Annotated in this window: 22 protein-coding genes; 19 read left to right on the top strand and 3 right to left on the bottom strand. The window is 54.6% G+C overall.

Going from position 1 to position 23,980, the window contains the following annotated elements:
• The first annotated feature begins 186 nt into the window (after nucleotides 1-186).
• The 10 genes from BN3277_RS17700 (at nucleotide 187) to BN3277_RS17655 (ending at nucleotide 9,829) form a co-directional block, all read left to right on the top strand.
• Nucleotides 187-873, top strand: a complete 687-nt coding sequence (locus BN3277_RS17700; RefSeq protein WP_059044996.1) for an FHA domain-containing protein — start codon at nucleotides 187-189, stop codon at nucleotides 871-873.
• 34 nt (nucleotides 874-907) lie between these two features.
• Nucleotides 908-1,903, top strand: a complete 996-nt coding sequence (locus BN3277_RS17695) for a glycerophosphodiester phosphodiesterase family protein (protein ID WP_059044994.1) — start codon at nucleotides 908-910, stop codon at nucleotides 1,901-1,903.
• A 276-nt stretch (nucleotides 1,904-2,179) separates the two neighbouring features.
• Entirely contained in the window at nucleotides 2,180-3,124 is a 945-nt protein-coding gene (locus BN3277_RS17690; protein WP_059044992.1) for a hypothetical protein, read from the top strand.
• A gap of 75 nt (nucleotides 3,125-3,199) precedes the next feature.
• Nucleotides 3,200-3,958, top strand: a complete 759-nt coding sequence (locus BN3277_RS17685) for an ABC transporter ATP-binding protein (protein ID WP_059044990.1) — start codon at nucleotides 3,200-3,202, stop codon at nucleotides 3,956-3,958.
• Complete coding sequence (locus BN3277_RS17680) at nucleotides 3,930-4,679, top strand: ABC transporter permease (RefSeq protein WP_059044988.1); 750 nt, start codon at nucleotides 3,930-3,932, stop codon at nucleotides 4,677-4,679. Before BN3277_RS17685 ends, BN3277_RS17680 begins: the two co-directional genes overlap by 29 nt.
• Before the next feature lie 24 nt (nucleotides 4,680-4,703).
• Nucleotides 4,704-6,236: a sensor histidine kinase gene (locus BN3277_RS17675; RefSeq protein ID WP_082691516.1), complete on the top strand. Its 1,533-nt coding sequence runs from the start codon at nucleotides 4,704-4,706 to the stop codon at nucleotides 6,234-6,236.
• On the top strand, nucleotides 6,233-6,925 hold the full coding sequence (locus BN3277_RS17670) for a response regulator transcription factor (RefSeq protein WP_059044986.1): 693 nt from the start codon (nucleotides 6,233-6,235) through the stop codon (nucleotides 6,923-6,925). Before BN3277_RS17675 ends, BN3277_RS17670 begins: the two co-directional genes overlap by 4 nt.
• Before the next feature lie 262 nt (nucleotides 6,926-7,187).
• Complete coding sequence (locus BN3277_RS17665) at nucleotides 7,188-8,240, top strand: ABC transporter ATP-binding protein (RefSeq protein ID WP_059044984.1); 1,053 nt, start codon at nucleotides 7,188-7,190, stop codon at nucleotides 8,238-8,240.
• On the top strand, nucleotides 8,233-9,036 hold the full coding sequence (locus BN3277_RS17660) for an ABC transporter permease (RefSeq protein WP_059044981.1): 804 nt from the start codon (nucleotides 8,233-8,235) through the stop codon (nucleotides 9,034-9,036). Before BN3277_RS17665 ends, BN3277_RS17660 begins: the two co-directional genes overlap by 8 nt.
• A gap of 7 nt (nucleotides 9,037-9,043) precedes the next feature.
• Entirely contained in the window at nucleotides 9,044-9,829 is a 786-nt protein-coding gene (locus BN3277_RS17655; RefSeq protein ID WP_059044979.1) for an ABC transporter permease, read from the top strand.
• Between the two features lie 353 nt (nucleotides 9,830-10,182).
• On the opposite strand, the gene BN3277_RS17650 is transcribed toward BN3277_RS17655, so the two are convergent.
• A complete protein-coding gene (locus BN3277_RS17650; protein WP_059044977.1) occupies nucleotides 10,183-11,232 on the bottom strand; it encodes a FecCD family ABC transporter permease in 1,050 nt (349 codons plus the stop codon).
• The gene (locus tag BN3277_RS17645) at nucleotides 11,232-12,212 is read right to left on the bottom strand and encodes a FecCD family ABC transporter permease (protein WP_059044975.1); all 981 of its coding nucleotides are present in this window, start codon (nucleotides 12,210-12,212) and stop codon (nucleotides 11,232-11,234) included. The genes BN3277_RS17650 and BN3277_RS17645 overlap by 1 nt, the downstream gene beginning before the upstream one ends.
• A gap of 189 nt (nucleotides 12,213-12,401) precedes the next feature.
• Here BN3277_RS17645 and BN3277_RS17640 point away from each other — a divergent pair, with 189 nt between their 5' ends.
• Nucleotides 12,402-13,436, top strand: a complete 1,035-nt coding sequence (locus BN3277_RS17640) for an ABC transporter substrate-binding protein (protein WP_059044973.1) — start codon at nucleotides 12,402-12,404, stop codon at nucleotides 13,434-13,436.
• Nucleotides 13,437-13,443: 7 nt separating this feature from the next.
• Here BN3277_RS17640 and BN3277_RS17635 read toward each other — a convergent pair whose 3' ends face one another.
• Nucleotides 13,444-14,316, bottom strand: coding sequence for a YitT family protein (locus BN3277_RS17635; protein WP_082691515.1), 873 nt, complete (start codon nucleotides 14,314-14,316; stop codon nucleotides 13,444-13,446).
• 145 nt (nucleotides 14,317-14,461) lie between these two features.
• On the opposite strand from BN3277_RS17635, the gene BN3277_RS17630 reads away from it, so the two are divergent.
• From BN3277_RS17630 to BN3277_RS17595, 8 genes are all read left to right on the top strand, one after another.
• Nucleotides 14,462-14,752 carry an alpha/beta-type small acid-soluble spore protein gene (locus BN3277_RS17630; RefSeq protein ID WP_059044971.1) on the top strand — a complete coding sequence of 97 codons (291 nt, stop codon included), beginning with the start codon at nucleotides 14,462-14,464 and terminating at the stop codon, nucleotides 14,750-14,752.
• 21 nt (nucleotides 14,753-14,773) lie between these two features.
• Entirely contained in the window at nucleotides 14,774-15,715 is a 942-nt protein-coding gene (glsA, locus tag BN3277_RS17625; RefSeq protein ID WP_187380100.1) for a glutaminase A, read from the top strand.
• Nucleotides 15,716-15,861: 146 nt separating this feature from the next.
• Nucleotides 15,862-17,175, top strand: a complete 1,314-nt coding sequence (locus BN3277_RS17620; RefSeq protein ID WP_059044969.1) for an ABC transporter substrate-binding protein — start codon at nucleotides 15,862-15,864, stop codon at nucleotides 17,173-17,175.
• 83 nt (nucleotides 17,176-17,258) lie between these two features.
• On the top strand, nucleotides 17,259-18,059 hold the full coding sequence (locus tag BN3277_RS17615; RefSeq protein ID WP_059044967.1) for a Nif3-like dinuclear metal center hexameric protein: 801 nt from the start codon (nucleotides 17,259-17,261) through the stop codon (nucleotides 18,057-18,059).
• Nucleotides 18,056-20,143 carry an alpha-glucuronidase family glycosyl hydrolase gene (locus BN3277_RS17610; protein ID WP_059044966.1) on the top strand — a complete coding sequence of 696 codons (2,088 nt, stop codon included), beginning with the start codon at nucleotides 18,056-18,058 and terminating at the stop codon, nucleotides 20,141-20,143. Before BN3277_RS17615 ends, BN3277_RS17610 begins: the two co-directional genes overlap by 4 nt.
• A gap of 112 nt (nucleotides 20,144-20,255) precedes the next feature.
• Nucleotides 20,256-21,218: a carbohydrate ABC transporter permease gene (locus BN3277_RS17605; protein WP_059044964.1), complete on the top strand. Its 963-nt coding sequence runs from the start codon at nucleotides 20,256-20,258 to the stop codon at nucleotides 21,216-21,218.
• The gene (locus tag BN3277_RS17600) at nucleotides 21,215-22,057 is read left to right on the top strand and encodes a carbohydrate ABC transporter permease (RefSeq protein ID WP_059044961.1); all 843 of its coding nucleotides are present in this window, start codon (nucleotides 21,215-21,217) and stop codon (nucleotides 22,055-22,057) included. The genes BN3277_RS17605 and BN3277_RS17600 overlap by 4 nt, the downstream gene beginning before the upstream one ends.
• Nucleotides 22,058-22,153: 96 nt before the next feature.
• Nucleotides 22,154-23,962 (top strand): sensor histidine kinase, encoded by a 1,809-nt coding sequence (locus BN3277_RS17595; protein ID WP_059044959.1) that lies wholly within the window; start codon nucleotides 22,154-22,156, stop codon nucleotides 23,960-23,962.
• Nucleotides 23,963-23,980: the final 18 nt, after the last annotated feature.

The following is a 23,980-nucleotide window of genomic DNA, read 5'->3' as shown; positions in this document are numbered from 1 at the left end:
CTCTTGTCCATTTCCGTTCGTCAGGCGTTCGCCTTTTGTTCTCCCCTTATGATAACAGAAAACCGCCCGGTTAAAAACGAGGGGGTATCAGCCAGCTGTGAGGATAATGTCACTGCGGTTGCCATATTCTTTGCCCTTCCCTTAAGATAAGATGATGATGGAAATGCAAATGGAGGGAATTGAGGTATGGATACCTTTGCCTGTATTTATATTCTTCGCGGGGACCCGTTTCGTCCCGGAACCTGCTTGTACCTGGATCAAGATGTGACGGAGATCGGGCGCACGTCTTCGGATCATTTTCCGGATATGTCGTTTACGAACATCTTTATTTCCCGCAAGCATCTCATGATTCGGCGGGAAGGGGAGCGTGCGGTTGCTTACGATATGGGAAGCCGTCATGGCACGGAGCTGAACGGCGTGCGGATGATCCCGCATGCCCCTTACGTGCTGGAAACGAACGATATCTTGAAATTGGCGCGGGGCACAAGCGTGCTGCACTTCTCTTATTCGCCTGGGGAACAGACCCTGGAGTTTGAGCCGGTGAGCAGTGTGTCGCACCCGGAAGCGATTGAAGGAACGGTAACGATTCATTGGGAGAAGCGGGAATGTATCGTGGACGGCGTTAAAATTTCGATGTCAGAAAAGGAATTTTTGCTGCTGCAGCTACTCCATGAGCACCCGAACCGGCTGGTAACGATCCGCGAGATCAAGCAGACGGTATGGTACGACCGCAGTCCGGGCCCTGACGGGCTGCCGGACGTTACAATCGATGAATTAACGACATTAATTTATCGGATTCGTAAGAAATACGGGCGCGATACGTTCCAGATCAACGCGATCCGGGGGAGCGGGTATATTTTAGAGACAGAATAAAAGCAGGGCTTGGGTAGGAATCGGGGGGACTGGAATGCGAAAGATCAGGAATATCTTTAGAGCGCGAACGTTATGGATTTTGCTCATCCTTATAGCCTTTATCTACTTAAACAATACGCCGCATTTGACCGCCGCCCGCGGCGGGGAGCCGAAGCTGTTGGCCCATCGCGGTCTGGCGCAAACCTTCCCGATGGAGGGAATCGAAAACGACACGTGTACGGCCGAGCGGATTTACGAGCCGGAGCATGAGTTTCTGGAGAATACGCTGCCTTCTATGGAAGCGGCATTTGCGGCGGGCGCGGACATGGTGGAGCTGGATCTGAAGCCAACCCAGGACGGGCAGTTCGCCGTATTTCACGACTGGACCCTGGAATGCCGCACCAATGCCGAGGGCACCACAAAAGACTATACGATGGCCGAGCTGAAGATGTTGGATATCGGTTACGGCTATACGGTCGATCATGGCAAGACGTATCCGTTCCGCGGCAAAGGCGTTGGGATGATGCCGTCATTACCTGAGGTGGTGGAGCATTTCCCCGGGAAGGAGCTATTGCTGCATATCAAGAGCGAGGATCCCGAGGAGGGGAAGCAGCTGGCGGCCTATCTTTCTACCTTGAAGAAGGAGGAACGGGATTTGCTGACCGTCTACGGTGGGGACCAACCCATCGCGGCCTTAAAGGAATTGCTACCGGAGATAAGGGTTATGTCGAAAGCGACATTAAAGCAATGTCTGCTTTCGTATGAAGCTTCCGGCTGGACGGGATACATCCCCGACGCTTGCCGTAACACCGAACTGCATATCCCCGAGAAAATCGCGCCTTGGCTGTGGGGCTGGCCGGATAAATTCCTAAACCGCATGGAACGGGCGAACACGCGCGTCGTCATTGTCGGCGGGGACGGCAGTGATTTCTCCAGCGGCTTCGATACGATCGAGGATATGAGGCGCCTGCCGGGGGGATATAGCGGCTGGATCTGGACGAACCGAATCGACCGGATTGCGAAGGCGGTACAAACTGGGATTGACGATTGAGAACGATTATCAATATACTGAGAGAAGGATATTGATAAAGGAAGATGAAGGACATGAATCAAGAGTCCCAAGACCGTGATTTTTCCCTTTATCACCCGGGTCGTCCGAAACCTCCTAAAACCGATATAATCATGGCTGATCAGCCGGCTTGACGTCTTTAAAATAGGCGTTAAGCCGGCTTTTTTATACTTTTTTTAGAATTCGTTAAGAAGCGCTTTAGAGCCGGGGGCTAAGCTAAGAAAGGAAGGACAAAACCAAAGGGAAAGGAAGTTGAAGATGAACCAGAAATGGATCAAGCGTGGAGCGGTGTTCGGCATCGGAGCTGCGCTACTGCTCGGCAGCGGATTGTCCGCTATGGCGGGAACGTCCGGGTACGAAACGTACAAAACCGCCATCAAGCAGACGCATGCCGCATCCAGCTTAACGAACCAAGGCCGCATCGTCGTGACCGACAACGGGAAGACGATTGTAAACGCCAAGCTGGAGGTCAAATTGAACAAGGAGAAGGACACCCTAAGCGCGAACATCGAGTTGACCGGAGCCTCGGGAACACAAACGTTCCAAGCGTATAAGCAAGACGGGAAAATGGTGTTTGTCGGCGGCGACGATACCGACACCTACCATGTCCTGCCGCTTGCGGAAGACGAGCAGCGGTTCGGGGACGGAGATTTTGATCCGCCGCAGCATGCGGAGCAGCTGATGGAAGCCTTGTTGGGCAATATCAAAGATTTGGCCACGGTCCAGGAGCTGCCATCCGGCGGCAAGCAAACCACACTGCATTTAAGCGGTAGCCAAATTCCGGCGATTGTACAGGCGGCGGGCTCCCTTGCGGCCGGACATATGGCCGCAGCCGACAAGATGATGGCAGAAGGCGGTCAGGGTGCACAACAAGGCCACGGCATGATGGGATCCTCCTCCAACGCGATGATGTCGATGCATCCTTCTTTGAAGGATTTTGATCTCCCGGCCTTAACCAAGGACGTGAAGGTCGAGGATATCCGTTTGGATGCGGACATCAACAAGGATCAATTGGTGGAGCATCAACAGGGTCAGATGATTGTCCGCGGTACGGACGAGGCAGGGCAAGCCCACGAAGTTGTGATCAAAGCCAGCTTTGATCTGTCTGGATTTGGTCAAACGACCCCGGATACCGTGGACTTGACCGGGAAGCAGGTCGTAACCATCGAGAGGTCGGAACATATGCCGCATGGGCATCGATAAACCGAGTTTAGCCGGATGCCGGGCCAGGCGGCCCGGCATCGTTTGTTGAGAACTTATCGATAGGAGTTGAAGCAGGTGGAGACGCTTTTGGAAGTGCAGGGGGTAAGTAAGCGATTCGGCAACGGACGCGGGATCGGTCAGGTCAGCTTTGACGTTAAAGCCGGGGATATCGTGGGGTTGTTCGGGCAAAACGGGGCCGGCAAGACGACCCTGCTCAAGACAATCACCGGATTATGCCGCCCCGATGAGGGGAGGATCCGGATGTTCGGATGCGATCTGAATACGCACTATGAGCAAGCCATGTCGCGAGTGGGTTGCGTGATCGAAGCGGCGGACGCTTACGACTATATGACCGGAAAGCGGAATCTTCGGCAAGCCGCCCGTTACTATCCAGGTCTGCCGGCTTCACGCATCGAGGAAGTGCTGGAAATGACGGGTTTGGCGTCTTATCAGAACGAGCGGGCGAAGCACTATTCCCTGGGAATGAAGCAGCGCTTGGCGCTGGCAGCTGCATTGCTGCCGGAACCGCGACTTGTGATCCTCGACGAGCCCACCAATGGACTGGATATCGAAGGCATGGTGGAGCTTCGCCAAACGATCGCTCGACTGGCCCGCGAAGAGGGGATTGCTTTTCTGATCTCGAGCCATATGTTAAGCCATCTCGAACCGATCGTGACATCTATTGGTATCCTTCACCGCGGAGAACTGGTTCGGTTCGGCCGCCGTTTTGAGCTGGTGCCGCCGGACATGACGTTGGAAGATTATTATTTGGACGCCATCCAATCAGGTAAAGGGGAGGATCTACATGAACGCACTGCTGGCAAGCTGGCGTAATGAAGTGGAGAAGCTGTGGCTGCGTAAAAGAACCAAAGCGGTACTCGCGTTGGCCGTCTTGATTCCGGTAATGTTTACGCTGGGTATCGGTTTCCTTGGCCGGGCCTTGGGGCTGAGCGCTGCACTGGGCAGGCAGGTCTCCTTAATCACCTTGAATGTCGTGACGGGCTTTTTACTGCCGCTTTATTTGTTTATGGCGGCTGCCGATTTGTTTCCCGGCGAAACCTCCGCACGAACAATGAAGCTTATGCTGGTGCGTCCGGTGACCCGCGCCAAGCTGTTCGCCGCCAAGGTGCTGGCGCTCGGCACAGCCGCTGCGGCCATTTTAGCCGCCGCCGGGATTGCTTCCGCGGTAAGCGGGCTGCTGTCGTTCTCCGCATCGCCGGTTCACGAGTGGACGGACAGCCTGATCGCCTATACCGTATCGATCGTGCCGCTGGCCGCACTTAGCCTAATCGCGGTGTGGATCGCGATGTTTTTTGCGAACAGCGCGGCAGCCCTCGGCTCCATGATCCTGGTATATGCGGCGGCGAAGCTGCTCCCGGTGATGTTCCCGGCATTTGCGATCTGGTCGCCTTTTTCTTATACGGATTGGCACACGTTATGGGTTGGCGCCGGGGCTGGCACCGACAAACTGCTGCAATCGTTTTTCATTTTGATCGCTTATAGTATGATGGCTTATGTAAGCAGCGTCACCCGCTTTGAACGCAAGTCCTATTGATTATGTTGAAAGGAACGGACGCCGATGACGATCCGATTAAGACTGATTTTATCCTATATTGCGATGGTATTGATCCCTATTCTCCTGACGATGATGATCGCTATGGTGCTGACGCGGGTATTCTTCGGCCCGGGCGATTCCACGACCAATGGGAGAGACGGCTTCCAGTTCCATGGGCACGCCTTATCGGAATTTTGGGAGAAAATCAACGAGCGCGAACGGCTGATGAATGGCGTCAAGTTCGTCGCTGAACAGGATCCGGAGCTGCTCGCGAACCCGAAGTTTCTGGCTGAAACGGGGGGGAAGCTTCAAGGACTTCAAGCCGGACTCGTGGTCGTTCGAAACGGTGAGGTCACGTATGCTCCCGCCGATGTGGAGCAACAAGGCTTGGAAGCGGAACTGGCCCAAGTTGATGCGGAACAGGAGGGAAGCCATGCGAAATGGATGATGAACCGGGAACCGGAAATTGCCGGACGTTATACCGCGGAACGTGTGGATTTCACCTTTGACGATCAGAGCGCCGGAACCCTCTACCTCTTATCCGATTTAAATCCGTTGCTGGGCAAAATGTCGCGGTTTATGCCGTTGATGTTTTTTTCGCTGCTGCTGATTGTGGCATTCACCAACCTGGTGCTGACGTTTTTCGTGTCCCGCAGCATCCTTCGCCCCTTATATACGCTTAAACATGCGGCGGAACGCATCAAGGAAGGCGAACTGGACCGTCCGCTCCTGATGCAACGTAAGGATGAATTCGGCGAAGTGGGAGAGGCTTTCGAGGAGATGCGCGAACGGCTAAATCACTCGATTCATTTGCAACTCCAATACGAGGAGAATCGGAAGGAGATGCTGTCGAATATTTCCCATGATTTGAAAACGCCTATCACCGGGATCAAAGCCTGCGTTGAAGGGCTTCGTGATCGCGTAGCCGATACGGAGGAGAAGCGGGACAAATACATTGCTATGATCGGGCAAAAAGCGGACGATATGGACCGGATGATCGAGGAGCTGTTCCTGTTTTCCAAGCTGGATTTGAAACGTCTGCCGTTTGATTTTGAACCGGTGGATCTCATTCGTTTTCTGCAGAGCTGCAGTGAGGAATGGAAGGCGGACCCCCGCTACGCAGAGGTGCAAATCGAATTTATCTCTAGCGCGGAACCCCTTCTTTACGTCGATGCCGACCGGGATAAGCTCAAACGCGTGCTCATGAATATTGCCGACAACAGTTTGCATTATATGAATAAGACGGAGAAACGATTGACCCTGGAGCTTGAAGCGAATCCAAGCGAAGTGCTCGTTCGCCTTCGGGACAACGGAGCTGGGATCGACGCGGACGCACTGCCGAAGGTGTTCGAGCGGTTCTACCGCGCTGAAGCTTCACGGAGCAGCCAGAGCGGCCGCGGCGGCAGCGGTCTGGGCTTGGCTATCGTTCGGCAGATCATCGAAGCGCACGGCGGCAGCGTGCGGGCAGACAGCCAGATCGGTGTGGGGACGACGATCTCTTTTACGCTGCCAAGACACAAGCCAACACATCCCCGAACGGGTGGTGAAGTGAGATGAAACGGATCTTAATTATCGAAGACGATCCCGTGATCGCGGAGGTGGAGCGGGATTATTTGCAGGCGAGCGGGTATGCGGCGGATATTGCCGCGAACGGGGAAGAGGGGTTACGGCTTGCGCTTTCGGAGCCATATGACCTGCTTGTGCTCGACCTGATGCTGCCGGGTGTGGACGGCTACGAGATCTGCAAGCAAGTGCGCGAAGCCAAGGAGATTCCGATCCTGATGGTCTCGGCCAAAAAGGAAGATATCGATAAAATCCGCGGTCTGGGCTTAGGCGCTGACGATTATATTAGCAAGCCGTTTAGCGTGGGGGAGCTGATGGCTCGCATTAAGGCGCATTTGGCCCGGTATGAGCGGCTCACGAACCAATCCCGCCCGGCTAACCGTGACGAGCTGCATCTGCGCGGTTTGCACATCGACAAAATGTCGCGGAAGGTGTGGGTGAACGGCACCGAGCTTACGCTGACGGGCAAAGAATACGATTTACTGCTGTTTTTGGCGATGCATCCGAACCGGGTGTTTTCAAAGGATGACTTGTTCGAGAGAATATGGGGGATGGATTCGCTGGGTGATTTGGCTTCCGTCACCGTCTACATCAGCAAGCTTAGGGAGAAAATCGAGCGGGATCCGTCGCAGCCGCAGTATATCGAAACGATCTGGGGCGTTGGTTATCGCTTTAATTTATAGCTTGTGGGAGCCTTTCCTCCTCCGGGTCTTTTACACGATTATCCCTTTCGTTAAGGGAACAATAACCCCTATCTGGATACGGATGGGGAGCTCTCTTGCTCTCTGATCCAAAGGGATAATGCGGAAAAGCGCCACGCCCAAGGGTTCCGATCGGTCGCCGCTCTTGGACTTCAAAAACTCGCGTCCAAGGGGTGGTGCTTTGATGGAAGTTACTATATAATTTTTAGCGGACTCATATTTGAAATCAAAGCGAGGGATACCCATGGCTGCCATTGAAGTGCGCGATTTGCGCAAGACATTTAAGGTGCAGAAAAACCGCGAAGGCCTCAAAGGGGCCTTTCTTGATTTATTTAAGCGGGAATACAACGAAGTGGCCGCCGTGAAAGATATTTCGTTTCAGATTCCGGAAGGGGAGATCTGCGGCTATATCGGCGAGAACGGGGCCGGCAAATCGACGACGATCAAAATGCTCACCGGCATCCTGGTGCCGACGTCGGGCCATTTGAAGGTCGGCGGTTTCGTGCCCTATGCCGAGCGCGAGAAGTTCGTGCAGCATATCGGCGTCGTCTTCGGCCAGCGCAGCCAGCTCTGGTGGGATATCGGCGTGATCGAGTCGTTTGAGCTGCTGCGCAAGGTTTACCGCGTGCCGCAGGACGAATACAAGAAACGGCTGGACGAACTGGTGGAGCGCCTCCAACTGCAGGAGCTGCTGAACCGCCCGGTGCGGAAGCTGAGCCTAGGTCAACGGATGCGTTGCGAGCTGGTCGCGGCGCTGCTGCATAACCCGTCGATCGTCTTCCTGGACGAGCCAACAATTGGTCTAGACATCGTCGTGAAATCGGAAATCCGCGATTTTCTCAAGGATATGAATCGCGAGCACGGCACGACGATCCTGTTGACGACGCATGATCTGCAGGACATTGAGGCGCTCTGCTCCCGCGTCATCATGCTCGACGACGGCCGGATCATTTACGACGGCGGTTTAGAAGAGCTGAAGGACCGCTGGGGGACGGGCAAGGAAGTGTTGTTCCAGTTTGGGACGGCCACTAAGCTCGATCAATTGCGGGGCTGGACGGGCGCATTGCCTGTCATTTGGACGGCGGAAAACGACCTGAACGCCAAGGTCTGGATCCCGCGGGACATCGGGGTTTCCGAGGTGCTGGGACAGGTCGTTGGCCAAGCGGACATCACGGATATCAAAATCATCGAAACCAATACGGATGAGATCGTTCGCAGCATCTACCAATCCGGTTCGGCGGACAAACCGGCGGACACGGACGCGGAGAGCAAAGAAGGTGCGGTTATCCATGTCTAACCAGTGGGGAGCGTACCTCGATTTTATCCGCATCCGTTTTTTGACGATGCTGGCATATCGAGTGAACTATTATTCGGGCATCTTGATCTATTCGTTGAACATTGGAGTTTACTATTTTACGTGGAAAGCGATCTACGGCAGCGGAGGCGAGCTTGGTGGCTTTACTGCCTCGCAGATGACGACTTATCTGGCGGTCTCCTGGATGGCCCGGGCGTTTTATTTCAACAACCTGGACCGCGAAATTTCAACCGATATCCGGGACGGAAGTATCGCCATACAGTTCATTCGCCCTTATAACTACCTTATCGTCAAAATGATGCAAGGCTTCGGTGAAGGCATGTTCCGCTTCATCATGCTGATGGTTCCCGGCATGGCGATCGCCATGCTGCTGTTTCCTGTCAAGCTGCCGAACGAGGCGAGCGCTTGGGCAGGCTTCCTGGTGATGCTGTTCTTCAGCTTCCTGATCAATTCACAGCTGAACGTGATCACGGGATTGATGTCTTTTTTTGTGGAGAATAACGAGGGCTTTATGCGCATGAAACGGGTTGTCGTCGATCTGTTCTCGGGTCTGATTATTCCGATCAGCTTGTTTCCTGGCTGGCTTGGCGGCATTATGTCGTTCTTGCCGTTTCAGGCGATTACCTACTTGCCGGGTTCGGTGTTCACCGGCCGGATTCAAGGTGCTTCGATTTGGAACGTGCTGGGCATTCAGGTCATCTGGTTCGTCATTCTGCTCATTCCGATGATTGGGCTGTACCGCGCTTCGCGGAAACGGCTGTTCGTGCAAGGGGGTTAAGGGGAGTATGTACTACTTGGGCCTCATGGGCGAATATTTGAAAAATTACATGAAAACCCGGATGACCTACCGCGCTGACTTTTGGGTGGAGGTCATTTCCGACCTGTTGTTTCAGGCGACCAACCTGATTTTTATCTTTGTGATCTTTATGCACACCAACAGCCTTGGTGGCTGGAGCGAAAGCGAAGTGGTGTTTGTTTATGGCTTCTTTATGGTGCCGTTTGGCGTGTTCAGCTGCTTTGTCAACCTGTGGAACTTCAGCGAGCGGTATATCGTGAAAGGGGAGATGGACCGGATTATGACCCGTCCGGCGTATAATCTGTTCCAGATCTTCCTGGAAAACGTCGATCCGCCGGCGCTTGTTGGCTCGATCATCGGGGGGATCATCATGGTGATCAGCGGCGGCCAGTTGGGGCTTAGCTTCGAATGGTGGACGATTCCTGCGCTGCTGCTATTTACGCTAAGCGCGGTTGCGATCTATACGGGCATCTATACGACGTTAACGTCCTTATCGTTCTACTCGGATGCACCAACCGGCATCTTGCCGTTGATGTACAATGTTCAGGGGTATGGACGGTACCCGGTGACGATTTACAACCGGGCGATTCAAGTGCTGCTGACTTGGATTTTGCCGTTTGCTTTCGTTGGCGTCTATCCGGCTTCGCTGTTCCTGGAGCGCGAGGAGATGCGGCAAATGGCCTGGCTCACCCCGCTGGTAGGCCTCGTATTCCTGGCGATCGGACTGACGTCTTGGAACTACGGCGTGAAGCGGTACCGGGGCGCGGGGTCATAGACCACATATTTATTAATAAAGCCGGCGTCCCTGAGGGGCGCCGGCTTTTGTTGGTTCTCGTTCCTCGCTTCAAATGCAAAAGTGCAGTTCATTTGCGCAGAATCGGGGCTCTACGCGCGAACTAAATGTAAATCTGCAGTTAAATTTCGCCATTTGGAGCGGATTGGCGGAAAACCTCCAAATTCAAATGTACTTTTGCATCTCACCTACGTTAAATCATAGATTTGGCGTGTTTTGAGATGCACTTTTGCGTTGGCCTTCAAGAAGCAGGCAGGGAAGTCGCCCTGCAAGCGGAGTAGGCGAAGGAAATCCCCTGTAGAGGGCAAAGGTAGCCACACCGGCATGGACCTAGATCAGAACCGGTTGCGGTTGCGATACAGCAGCACCATAAAGAACGGTGCTCCGATAGCCGCGGTTAACACGCCGGCAGGCACGTCCCGCGGCAAAAAAGCGGTTCGCGCAACCAGATCCGCCACAAGCAGGATCAATGCGCCAATCAGCGCGCTGACCGGGAGGACGCCGGAGAAGGACGGCCCGGTCAACCGACGGGCCATATGCGGCGCCATCAGCCCGATAAACGCGATCGCGCCGCCGATCGCTACCGCGGCACCGGCCAGCGACACGCTAAGCGCGATCAGCAGCAGGCGCTGCAGCTGGACGCGGGAGCCCACGCTGGTGGCGATATCGTCGCCCAAAGCTTGGATGTTCACCTGGCGGGCTTGCAGCCAGGTCAAGACCAGCAGCACGGCCGTCCAAGGCAGCAGCGTCAACACGTCATTATCCCAGGAGACGCCATAAATGCTGCCGGTCATAAACGTGAGCGACTGGTTGGCTAGCTGCATCGGTCCGGAGATGATCAGCATAAACGACAGCGACTTGATCGCGGCGGAGACGCCGATGCCGATGAGGATAATGCGCAGCGGGGACGCCCCTTTTTTCCAAGCCAATACATACAACAACGCCGTCACGAGGAACGCGCCGAGAATCGATGCCAGCGGCATCCAGTGAATCGAAATCGTACCCTGGAACAGGTAGATAAACAGGATCGCACCCAGCGAAGCCCCTTCGGTAATCCCTGCAACGTCAGGCGAAGCAAGCGGATTGCTAATGACGCCTTGCAAAATCGCCCCGGCAACGGCCAAGGAGGCACCGACCAGCACGGCTACTAAAATGCGCGGCAGGCGGAGATTTACTACGATAACTTGTTCCCCCGGTTCGGCCATACCGAATAAGGCTTTTAACACGGTTAGGGGAGGGAGGTATTGACTGCTGATCCCTACACTGATGACCATCATCCCCAGACAGAGGACGGACAACAGCAGGCAAATCCATAAGGTTCTTTTCCTTTTCGCCTGCAGGGAGGAGTTGGCGCTGAACAAAGGTGGTTTTCCGGATTTGGCCATCAGTTCTTCACCCCTTTCCTAGCGATGTAAACGAAGAACGGGACGCCCAAGATCGCGGTCATGACGCCAACCGGAATTTCCTTCGGCATGGCGATATATCGGGAGCCGAGGTCGGCCGAGACGAGCAGCAAGGCTCCGGTCAAAGCGCAATACGGCAAAATCCAGCGGTGATCCGTTCCGACGAAATGGCGGATAATATGCGGGATAATGATGCCGACGAAGGCGATCGGCCCAGCCACGGCTACAGAGCCTCCGGCTAGAAGAATTACGGCGGCGGCGGCTAACGTCTTAATCAGGCCTGTCCGTTGGCCAAGCCCTTGGGCCACGGTATCTCCCATGGCCAGCACGTTAAGCTGCCGGGCTAGCAACTGGGCGATGGCGATCCCGCCCCCCATGTAGGGAAGCACATTCAGGAGTTGGTCCGTTCCCCGACCTGCCACTGAGCCAACCAGCCAGACGAGCACCTGGTCGAACATCTTGCCGTCGGACAACATCAACCCTTGGGTTAACGAGTAGAAGAAGGCCGCCATCGAAGCGCCGGCTAATGTAATTTTTAGCGGTGTCATGCCGTCCCGACCGAGGCTTCCCAAAAGGAAAACCACCGCACCGCTAAGTGCCGCCCCGATCAAGGCAACCCAGGTTAAGGCTTGCATCCCCGACAAGCCTAGCCATCCGGATGCGAGGATGATAAAGAAAGCGGCCCCGGAATTGACGCCCAGCGTGCTGGGTGAAGCGATCGGATTCCGGGTGATTACTTGCATCAGCGCGCCCGCTACAGCGAGGCAAGCGCCAACGGCAGCAGCGATAAATGCACGCGGCACGCGAGCCGTTTGAATGAGCAGGTGCTCATTGCTGCCATTCGGGTGGACGAAGGATTCCCAGACTGTAGGGAACGGGATGTCCGTCACGCCGAAGCTGATGCTGCATACAAGCGCTGCAGCCAACGCCAAAGCGCAAATCAACAAGCCGAAACCTTTCATGAGGTCGATTCCCACTTTCCAAATCAAATATAATGCCCATTAAATCTTAGAAGATGGGGAAGAGACTGTCAATGAGGTTGAGAATCATTCTTAATGTATTGACAAGAGCAAGGGTCATGCCCTATATTCGTGAAGATGATAATCATTATCAGCGAAAGCAAACAGATCATTTTGAGGGGAGCATGAATCATGAATCATACTCGCAACAACGCTTATCGCGGTCGTGCCGCTTGGTGGGCTATCGTTGTACTAGCGCTGGTGCTGGTTATCTCGGGCTGCGGAAAGGGCGGTAATCAGGGGAATTCCAGTAAGACCGAAACGAACGGCAGTGCGGCGGCGGAGAATCAAAAGGAAGGGAATCCAACGGCGGCCGATGGCAAACGGGTCGTTAAACATGCCATGGGAGAGACCGAAATCGAAGGAACTCCACAGAAAGTCGTGGTATTGACCAATGAAGGCACGGAAGCCCTGTTGGCCCTCGGGATCAAGCCGGTTGGAGCGGTTCGCTCCTGGACGGGAGATCCTTGGTATCCGCACATTCAAGACGAGATGGAGGGAGTTACGGTCGTTGGCGAGGAAAGTCAGCCGAACTTGGAGCTGATCGCCGGTCTGCAACCTGACCTCATCATCGGCAACAAGATGCGCCAGGAAAAGGTATACGAGCAATTGCAAGCGATCGCTCCAACGGTGATGTCCGAGGACCTTCGGGGGAATTGGATGAACAACTTCAAGCTCTATGCGGAAGCGTTGGGACTTACCGATAAAGGCAATGAGCTGTTGGGTGACTTCGATGCTCGGATTGCGGACTTTAAGGCCAAAGCTGGCGATAAGCTGAAAGAAACCGTATCGGTGGTGCGGTTCATGGACGGCAAAACGCGGGTTTATCATACGAACACGTTCTCCGGTATTATTTTTGAACAGCTGGGTATCGCTAGAAATCAAATGACACTGAACGCCAAAGATACCTTTGTTGATGAGATCACCAAAGAGCGACTGCCTGAGGTGGATGCCGACCGTTTATTCTATTTCACCTATGAAACGGGTGACGGTAAAGCCAATCAGACCGAAACGGACTGGACCAACGATCCGCTCTGGAAAAACCTGAACGTCGTGAAGAACGGAAAGACCTATAAGGTGGACGATGCGATTTGGAATACCGCCGGTGGCATCAAAGCAGCCAATCTGTTGCTTGACGAGCTGTTCAAAATCTATGAGCTTGAGTAGGTAATGATTATTTGACCGGTCTGGCAAAACGTCCGACAATTTCGATGGATTGCACCACGTTCATAAACGCGTGAGGGTCGGTATCAACCACCGCTTTGCGGACGGCCGCCAACTCGTACCGAGTTGTTACGGTCATCAAAGTATAGTTCTGCTCTTCGCGGAATCCGCCTTCGGAATGGAGGCAGGTGATGCCGTGGTGCTGCTTGCGCAGCTGGCAAAGCATCTCTTCCTTGCGCTTCGTAATGATGAAGCAGGTCACTTTGATGTGGCCGACATGGATCATATCCACGACTTTACCTTTGACAAACGTCGACAACATGGAATAGAGGGCCAGGTCCCAGCTTTGAAAAAATCCTAGCGCGAGGATGACCAGGCCATTCAGCACAAAGAGGATGTTCCCCATGGGAACGTCTTTTTTGCGTGTGACGATAGAACCCAGGATATCAAATCCTCCGGTCGAGCCGCCAACGCGCAGTGAAAACCCGATACCCGCCGCCGAGATGATTCCGCCAAACACCGCTGCCAGAATCGGATCTTTCGTGACTTGAACCTCGGGAATCAGGGAGATAAACCAGGTGGTGCTGACGACGGAGATGCAGCTAAGTACGATATAGCGGCGACCCACCGCTTTCCATCCCCATACAATCAGAGGGACGTTAAGCAGAAAAAAGACGAGCGAGATGTTCCATCCGGTCAAATATCCAATGATGGAAGCCACACCGGTTACGCCCCCGGACAGTAACTTATGGGGGATCAAGAACAAATCGAGCCCTGCGGCGACAAGCAAGGCGGAGAGCAGGATGATGCCAACCTCCTGCGCGGGTTTTAGAGATGCTCGAAGCGGTTTTTCGATCATCGGGCGATACTGGTCCAAATTCATGTCAATGCCTTCCTTACGTATCAGTGTTATAAAATATTATTATCGGCTTAAATTATCATTTTTATCACGGGATCAGACTATGACTTATCTCACCTCGAAAAGGGAATCTTAGTGGATAATTCTCACTTGAAAGCGAGGGATATCCATGGTACAAACAAATGGGAACGACGGGAATTATCGCCTAGAGACGGACCCGTCGGTTCGGCTTAGTCGGTTTAAGGCGGAAGTGATGATGCGCGAGGGATATCACGTTAATCCGGAGCGCCCGGATGATGTGAAGTATGAAGTGGCTCAATCGTTGGGCGTGACGTTGCGGGAAGGCGATAACGGCGACCTGACAACGGCGAAAGCCGGCAAGGTTGGCGGCGCCATCGGCGGCTCGATGGTTAAGGAAATGATTCGCTTAGCCAAACAACGTTTAAACGATCAGCCATAAATTTACGAATGGAGGTTCGCCATGGTCATGAACGAGTGGGATCAACTGAAGCAACACCTGCAAGAGTGGGTGGAGGAATGCCGGGGAACCAGCGCTGCAGGAACGGTGGCGGAGTATATTCCGGAGCTGTCAAAGGCGAAGCAGGATATGCTCGGAGTTTATCTTTTGGGTGCTCAAGGGCTATCGATTTCCGCCGGAGAGGCTCAGATTCCGTTTACGATGCAGAGCATTTCGAAGGTATTTACGTTGATCCTGGCGCTCATCGACCATGGGGAAGCCGCCGTTTTCTCTAAAGTTGGGATGGAGCCGACCGGCGATAATTTTAATTCCATCATGAAGCTGGAACTGGCCCAACCGGCGATTCCGTTTAATCCGTTGATTAACGCAGGCGCAATCGTGGTCTCTTCGATGATCAAGGGGGCGAATGCGGCGGAAAAGTCGGAGCGCATTTTGACATTTTTTCGCGAGTTAGCCGGTAATTCCGGCTTGGCTTACGATGAACAGGTTTACCGTTCGGAGTCGGAGACAGGACATTTAAACCGGTCGATGGCTTATTTTTTGCTGGATAAAGGAATCCTGGGCTGCGGCGTGGAGGAGGTGCTGGACATTTACTTCCGCCACTGCTCAATTCAGGTCTGCTGCAAGGATTTGGCGCGGATGGCGCTAGTGCTGGCCTTGGACGGAGCCGATCCGGCGACGGGTAAAACGCTGATCCCGCGGCGTTATGTGCAAATCGCCAAAACATTTATGGTCACCTGCGGGATGTACAACGGATCGGGTGAGTTTGCCATCGGCGCAGGTCTGCCGGCTAAAAGCGGCGTCTCCGGTGGGATCTTGACCCTGGTGCCCGGACGGTACGGCATCGGTGTGGTGGGACCGGCTTTAAATCCTAAAGGCAACAGCATCGCCGGGGTCCAGTTAATCGAACGGCTGTCGCAAACCTTGGATTGGAGCCTATTTTAAATAAGGAAGAGGTATATTGAGATGGATCCACATTATCGGGCAATTTTAAAACAAATCGTGCATTGCTCTCCTACCCACTTCCAATTGAAGTCGTTACTATAAATGTTGTAAACCAGATACTTACGATTCAAATGGGAGGGTTATCAATGTTCAAATGGAAGCGTTTACTAACAGCGCTGGTGGCGGTTACCCTGGTCGGGTCGCTTGCGGCTTGCGGCGGCGGGAAGAACAATGCGGCAGAGCCGGCGGGAGCGAAGGCGGAAGGCAATACCGCTACAGGCTCAGGCAATGAGCCCGTGAAGCTGCGGATCATGTGGTGGGGGTCTCAGGAACGGCATGAAGCGACCTTGGCTGCCCTAGATTTGTATACGAAAAACAATCCAAACATCACCTTCGAACCGGAATACTCGGGGATGGATGGTTATTTGGACAAGCTGTCCACGCAAGCGGCAGCGAAAAACGCACCGGACATCGTTCAGCTTGATCCGGGCTGGGCGCCCGATTGGGCAAACCGCAAGCAGCTCGCGCCACTGGATGCGGTCGACGTGTCGAAGATCGATCCGAAACTGCTCGCCGGCGGGCAACTGGACGGCACGCAATACGCGATACCGCTTGGATCCGTTGCGTTTGGGATGATTTACGACAAAGCTGCGCTGGATAAGCTGGGCGTCAAAAATCCGGAAAACGGCTGGTCTTGGGACGATTTCTTCGCGTTGGCGAAAGAGCTGAAAGGCAAGCTGCCAAGCGGCCAATATTTCACGAAGGATTATGCGGCCAACTACTTCATGTACTCGGCATATCAATACAGTAAAGGCAAAGGTATGGTCATCACGGAAGACGGGAAGTTCAACATTGATGAAACGTCCTTCCTGGAATGGACCAAGCATTTTGAGGAGCTTCGCAACGAAGGTTTGGTGCCGCCGGCCGACGTCAACTCCTCCGACAAAGAATTTGATCCGCAAATGGACTTAATGGTTGCCGGAAAAATTCTGTTCCGTTACAGCTTCTCCAACAATTACAGCGCATGGGACAGCATCAAGAAAGGGGCTTACGCGCTGGTGACAATGCCGCGGGCCGAGGAAGCCGGCGGTTGGCTGAAGCCGTCGATGTACCTGTCGGTATCCGACAACTCCGAGCATAAGGCTGAAGCAGAAGCGTTCATCAATTGGTTCGTCAATGATCCGGAAGTCGCGCAAATCTTGAAGACGTCCCGGGGCTTGCCGGTCAACAAGGATAACGCGGCAGCGCTGGAATCCAGCATGAGCGACGTCGACAAGGTGGGCATGGTGCTGCTCCGTGCGACCGAAAAAGACGGCCAAACGTGGACAGCCGGTGCGGGAGGCTGGACGAACTACATTGATAAGGACTTCCCGCTGGTGCACGATCAGCTGAGCTTTGGGAAGATCACCCCGGAAGAGGCCTACAAGCAGCTGAAAGAAGCGGCAATGGCTTACGAATAAGATATTCGACCCCAGCCCGGAACCGGATTCCCGTTCCGGGCTGATTTTTAAGTCTATACCTGGGAAGGGAGGGAGGCCTGAGGATGCTTCGTATTCAAGATGTTCTGGATTGGTTGAAGCCGGTGCGGGCGATAAATCCCACCGTGGACGGCCTGGTCATCGGTAGGCCGGAGGTGGAAGTGGGAGGGATCGCTGTCACGTTTATGGCGACGCAGGCAGCCATGGAACAGGCGGCTTCGCGGAGGGCCAATTTGCTCATCTCGCATGAGGGCTTGTTTTATAGCCATCGCTCGGACGGGAGTCAACTGAAAGAAGATCCCGTCGTTCAGCTGAAGTTGCGTCGGCTGGAGGAACTTGGCCTTGCGGTGATTCGATACCATGACGGTATCCATCGGGAAACGCCGGACGGCATTACCGCCGGGCTGATCGAGGAGCTCGGCTGGCAGGAGGCGGTGTGCGAATACCACCCTGCTTCAGCGGTGCTAGAGCTCCCGGCAATGACTCTAGAGGAGTTGGCCCGCATGGTAAAACGGAAGCTGAATCTCCCGTTTGTGCGTTTCACGGGGGATCCGGCAATGCGGTGCCGGAAGGTTGGCGTGCTGGTGGGTTACCGCGGCGGAGGCGATCTGGCGATCCCGCTGCTGGGGGAGGTCGACTTGATCATCGCCGGCGAAGGCCCGGAATGGGAAGCGCCGGAGTACGTGCGCGACGCTGTCTACCAGGGCAAGGAGAAAGCGATGATTCTTCTGGGCCACGGTCCAAGCGAAGCGCCCGGGATGAAGCGGCTGGCTCGTAAGCTTCGCGCTGCTTTTCCATCCCTTCCGGTGCATGTGATCGAGAATGAGCCATTATTTCATTGGATAGGACAGGGGGAGAAACCATGAACCAACAACCAACTGCATTAGCGGAAAATGGATATGACGCCTGGCTTCGGTATCACAGTCTCGAACCGGGCGAGAGACGGGATGAACTCAACCGATTTGGCGGGATCCTCGTTGAGGGAACTGACGAACCTGCGGCGTTAACGGCAGCTCACGAGTTGTCGAGAGGGGTAAGCGCGATGCTGGGGCGCGAGGTGGCCGTCGTCTCGGAACGCAGGCGCACGGAGGATGCGCCTTGTTTTGTGCTAGGGCTGCTGGGACGCAGTCCGATCATTGACGGCGTGTTCCCGGAAGGGGAGAGCGGCTTGAGCCTGGGGCGGGAAGGTTACGCCCTGCGCCATGAACCCGATTCTGGGCGGATCGCCATCGGCGCGGGAAGCGCCGCAGGATTGCTGTACGGCGCGTTTGACGTGCTGCGCCGCATCGGCACCGGACATTCACTGCAAGGACTAAATGTCGCCGAGCGTCCGGTAAATGAGCTGCGGATGCTGAATCAATGGGATAACATCGATGGCAGTATTGAGCGGGGGTATGCGGGTTCTTCAATTTTTTATGAAAATAACCGATTTACGCAGAACCTGGAGCGCATTCGCGACTACGCGCGGCTGTTGGCTTCGACGGGGATTAATGCGATCTCCATCAACAACGTGAATGTACATCAAATCGAAACGAAGCTGATTACGGAGACGTTCTTGCCGGATGTGGCCAAAGTGGCCGAGATCTTCCGCATGTACGGCGTTAAGCTGTTCCTCAGCATCAATTACGCCGCCCCGCTGGAAATCGGCGGGTTATCTACCGCCGATCCGCTCGCCCCGGAGGTTGCGACCTGGTGGCGCGAACGTGCGGTGGAGATTTACCGGGCGATCCCGGACTTCGGCGGGTTCCTGGTGAAGGCGGATTCGGAGAACCGGCCGGGGCCGTTCACCTATGGGCGGGATCATGCCGATGGCGCAAACATGCTGGCCGAAGCGCTAGAGCCTTACGGCGGGCTTGTGATCTGGCGTTGCTTCGTCTACAACTGCAAGCAGGACTGGCGGGATCGCAAGACGGATCGGGCACGGGCAGCCTACGATCATTTCGTCCCGCTTGACGGGCGGTTTAAAGCGAACGTCATCCTGCAGGTCAAAAACGGGCCGATCGACTTTCAGGTACGCGAGCCGGTATCGCCGTTACTTGGCGCGATGCCGTCGACGAATCAAATGATCGAGTTCCAGGTCACGCAAGAGTATACCGGGCAGCAGCACCATGTCTGCTACCTCGTTCCCCAGTGGAAGGAGGTGCTGGACTTCGACACCCATCTGAAAGGCGAAGGCTCAACCGTTAAACGGATCGTGGACGGCACGCTGCACGGCTCCCGTTACAGCGGGTTCGCCGCCGTTTCGAATATCGGCAGCGACGTTAACTGGACCGGGCATTTGCTGGCACAGGCTAACCTTTACGGATACGGGCGGCTGGCCTGGAATCCGGAGCTTAGCGCCGAGGCTATCGCGGACGAATGGATTCGGCTGGTCTTTGGTCGCGACGATCGGGTGATTCAGGTCATTCGCGGCATTCTCAAGGATTCCTGGAGCATCTACGAAAGCTATACGGCACCGCTGGGCATCGGTTTTATGGTGAATCCGAACCACCATTACGGCCCGAATGTGGACGGCTATGAATACTCGATGTGGGGGACGTATCATTTTGCGGATTGCCACGGGATTGGCGTTGACCGGACGAAAGTGACGGGAACGGGATATACCTCGCAATACGCCGAACCCAATCAAAGCCGTTACGAATCGCTGGAGACTTGTCCGGACGAGCTGCTGCTGTTCTTCCATCATGTGCCTTACACGCATGTGCTGCAATCGGGCAAGACCGTGATTCAACATATCTACGATACCCACTTTGAAGGAGTGGAACGAGCCGAACAGCTGGTGGAGCGGTGGGCTGGGCTGTCCAGCATGATCGCAGAGCCGCTGCATCGGCAGGTCGCCGAGCGTTTGGTTGAACAAGCAGAGCATGCCAAGGAGTGGCGGGATCAAATCAACACGTATTTCTACCGCAAAAGTGGGATTCCCGATCAGCAGGGTCGGCGGATTTATTGATCCTTTTTCGTGATATTTTAAAAGATTTCGAGGATTCCTCTTCTACAACCGGCCGCGGGCCCGCCCTATACTTGAGTTATAAGCACTCAGAAACTGCAGAGGTGAAGCTAGTATGAAAAGTTCCGCGGCCCTAGCTGTCAAAGACGCGCCAGGAATCAACAAGCGCCGGCAATTCCTGAAACGATGGAATGCACCGGTCGCCGGTTATTTATTTATCTTGCCGTGGCTGCTCGGTTTTCTAGGGCTGACCGCGTACCCGCTGATTTTATCGCTATATTATTCATTTACGGATTACACACTGCTCGAGCCGATCAATTGGGTTGGCACCAAGAATTACGAACTGATCTTTACGGCGGACTCCAAATTTGTTACTTCGGTCAAGGTCACATTCCTGTACGTTTTAGCATCGGTCCCCCTCAAGCTGATCGCGGCGTTGCTTGTCGCCATCGTGCTGAACCGGGCGGTGCGAGGGATTGGGCTGTACCGCACGGCGATTTATTTCCCGTCGCTGATCGGGGGCAGCATCGCCGTATCGCTGCTGTGGCGGAATATTTTTGGGGTGGACGGGATCTTCAACAAAATTATCGGGGCGTTTGGCCTCGAAGGCAAAGGCTGGATCACCAGTCCGGATACGGCGTTAAGCACGTTGGTTCTGCTGACGGTCTGGCAGTTCGGCTCGTCGATGGTGATTTTCCTGGCAGGGCTGAAGCAAATCCCGGGCGATCTATACGAAGCTTCCGCCGTAGACGGGGCCGGCAAAGTTCGCCAATTCTTCAACATCACGTTACCGATGCTGTCGCCGGTCTTGTATTTCAACCTGGTGATGGGTGTCATCAACGCATTCCAAATGTTCACCTCGGCGTTTGTCATCACGAATGGCGGACCGATGAACTCGACTTATGTGTACGCGCTCTACTTGTACGAACGGGCGTTTAGCCGGTACCAGTTGGGTTATTCCTCGGCATTGGCCTGGATTATGTTGGTGATGATCGTTGTGGCAACGTTGATAATCGCCGGGACTTCGAAATACTGGGTGTTCTATGAAACGGAACCGGAAGGGAGAAAAGGCAAATGACCTTCAAATGGAAGCCGCTGATTCGGCACTTCTTCATGATCCTATTCAGTCTGGTGATGGTTTATCCGGTGCTTTGGTGGATCGGGGCGTCGCTTAAAACAAACGCAGAACTGGCTTCGCCGGGCATTTTCCCTTCGGTCCCGCAATGGAGCAACTTTGTCAAAGGCTGGAATTCGGTGCCGGGCCATTCCTTCACCGATTTCTATCTGAACACCTTCGCCCTCGAGGCGGCGGTCATCGCGGCGACGCTGGTATCCAGCACGTTGGTCGCGTTTGGGTTTGGCAGATTAAATTTTCCGCTGAAAAACCTGTGGTTCTCCTTGTTTATGCTCACCTTGATGATGCCGGGGCAGGTGCTGATCATTCCGCAATACGCCTTGTTCCACCAACTCGGCTGGGTGAACACGTATTGGCCGTTTATCGTACCGCATATGCTGGCGGGCGGCGCGGGCGGGACGTTCTTCGTCTTCCTGCTGATTCAGTTCGTGCGCGGCATACCGAAGGAGCTGGATGAATCGGCGAAAATCGACGGCTGCTCCTGGTTCGGCATTTACTTCCGGATCGTGATGCCGCTGATGGTGCCGGCCATTGTAACGGTGATGATCTTCTGCTTCCTGTGGAACTGGGATGATTTCCTCGGACACTTGCTGTATCTCAATTCGGTGGACAAATATACGGTCAGCCTGGCGCTGCGGATGATTAATGATTCCCAGTCGGCCCAAGAATGGGGGCAGTTGCTGGCGATGTCGCTCGTCTCCATCGTTCCGGCTACCTTAATCTTTATGTTCTTGCAAAAATACTTCGTCGAGGGGATTGCCACAACCGGAATAAAGGGATAAGGACGGCGAACGGCCAATTATATAACGGTAAAGCGTGAGTTTCCTTCGCGGCTTTACCGTTTTTTCCTTACACCTGAAGGGAGTGCATCCTTGAGCATGAAGAATCCGTTCAAGAAGTTCCGGATTGATAGTTTGTTCTTTCGCAGTTTTGCCATCTTTATCGTGGCCGTACTGGCGTGTATCGCCTGGGCCAGCTACCTCATTTCGTCTAATGAGTTGGCGAAAACCAGCTCCCATTACCAGCAGTTGCTGCTGGATGAGCTGAATAACGAAATCACCACCCGGTTGGTGACCATTGAGCAAATCTCGTTGTCGACGTCCCGTGATAACGAGCTGATTACGTTTCTGCGTGACCGGCAGGATGAATACGACCGATACCGCCGGTCGGTCAGCGTGGAGCGTGCCTTAGCTAATCTGACCTATTCGATGCCCATCATTCAGGGGATCGACTTATATATGGAGCGTCCACTGCGGGGGGACGCCAACAGCTATATCCAATTCCGCGGTTTGGGCGATCTGGCGAAACAAGAGTGGGCGGAGGCGCTTGATAAGAACGATTTCGCCTGGTCCCGGGAGCATGAAGTCCCCAGCTTTCAAGGGGATGTGCGGGTGCTCAGCTTCGCGCGCAAAATCGTCGAGGAGGACAAGTACCTCGGGGTACTGGTTGTCCACGTCAAAGCGAAGGAGATCGAACAGCTGCTGGCCGGGCATTCGGGGCCAGTCAATCGGATGATGATCGATACGCTGGGCCAGCAGACGGTGAAAACCGGCCAGGTTCCGGAGCATGCCGAGCTGTCGCAGTGGATCAACGTGAAATCCGACCAATCCGGGTATGTGCATATTCAAGGCGATCGGGAGCTGGGCAACTCGCTGCTGGTGTATTCCAAGATGCGTGATTCCCATTGGATGCTTGTGGAAATCACGTCTTGGAGTGAAATTACGAAAGGCAGCTTCCGTCTGGCCCTGGTCATCGGCGTGATTGGGGTGCTCGCCATTTTGTTGGCGTTGCTGCTGACCCTCTATTTAAGCCGCCAGTTTACGAAGCCGATCAAGGAGCTTGTGATGGCGATGCGGCAGTATTTTGTGGGCGGCGGTGGTCATGCCGGTAGCGGCGGGCATCCCGTGGAGCTGCCGGACGATTACGAGAATGAGTTTGGGTATCTCTTCGCCGGATACCGCAAGCAGATGGAGCAGATCGAAGAGCTGTACCGTTCGCTTCAGCGGCGGTATGAACAGCAGCGAAAAGCGGAGATCGAAGCGTTACAAGCCAACATTAACCCGCATTTTCTGTACAATATGCTGGATCAATTAAATTGGATGGCGATCGAAGCGGGGCAAGACGAGTTGAGCCGGATTCTTGAGCTGATGGGGCGAATGTTCCGGATCGGCTTGTCCAACGGAAACAGCTTTATTACGATCTCCGAGGAACTGGAGCATATCCATTGTTACCTGGAAATCCAACAGCTGCGGTGGCAAGCCGGAGGTGAGGGCGAGGGCGAACTGGACTATGCCATCGATGCGCCGCTCTCCGTCCAGGAGTGGTTTCTTCCGAAACTAACCCTGCAACCGTTTGTGGAAAATGCCATCGTCCACGGGTTTAACGGGCGTTCCCGCGGCAAGGTCTGGATCCAGATGGAGGAGCAACCGGACCTGCTTGTCATTACGATCGAAGATAACGGCGCGGGACTAAGGCAGGACGTGAACCGCGAGCGCAAGCGGCGGACCGGAGGGTATGGTGTCCGTAATGTGAGGGAGCGGATTGCCGGGTACTTTGAAGGCGCTTACGGCGTGGAGTTAACCGAACGTGAGGAAGGCGGTACGCGTGTCGTGATCACGCTGCCGAAGCTGCTGGAACCGCCGGTGCCCTTGCTCGGTGAACCGATAGAACCGGGGCCAGCCGCGTGAGCGGAGTTCCCTTGAAGA

This window comes from Paenibacillus rubinfantis, from assembly GCF_001486505.1.
In the GTDB taxonomy this organism is placed as follows: domain Bacteria; phylum Bacillota; class Bacilli; order Paenibacillales; family Paenibacillaceae; genus Fontibacillus; species Fontibacillus rubinfantis.
Note: the sequence above shows the minus strand (reverse complement) of the source record. Positions and strands in the feature narration are given on the sequence as shown.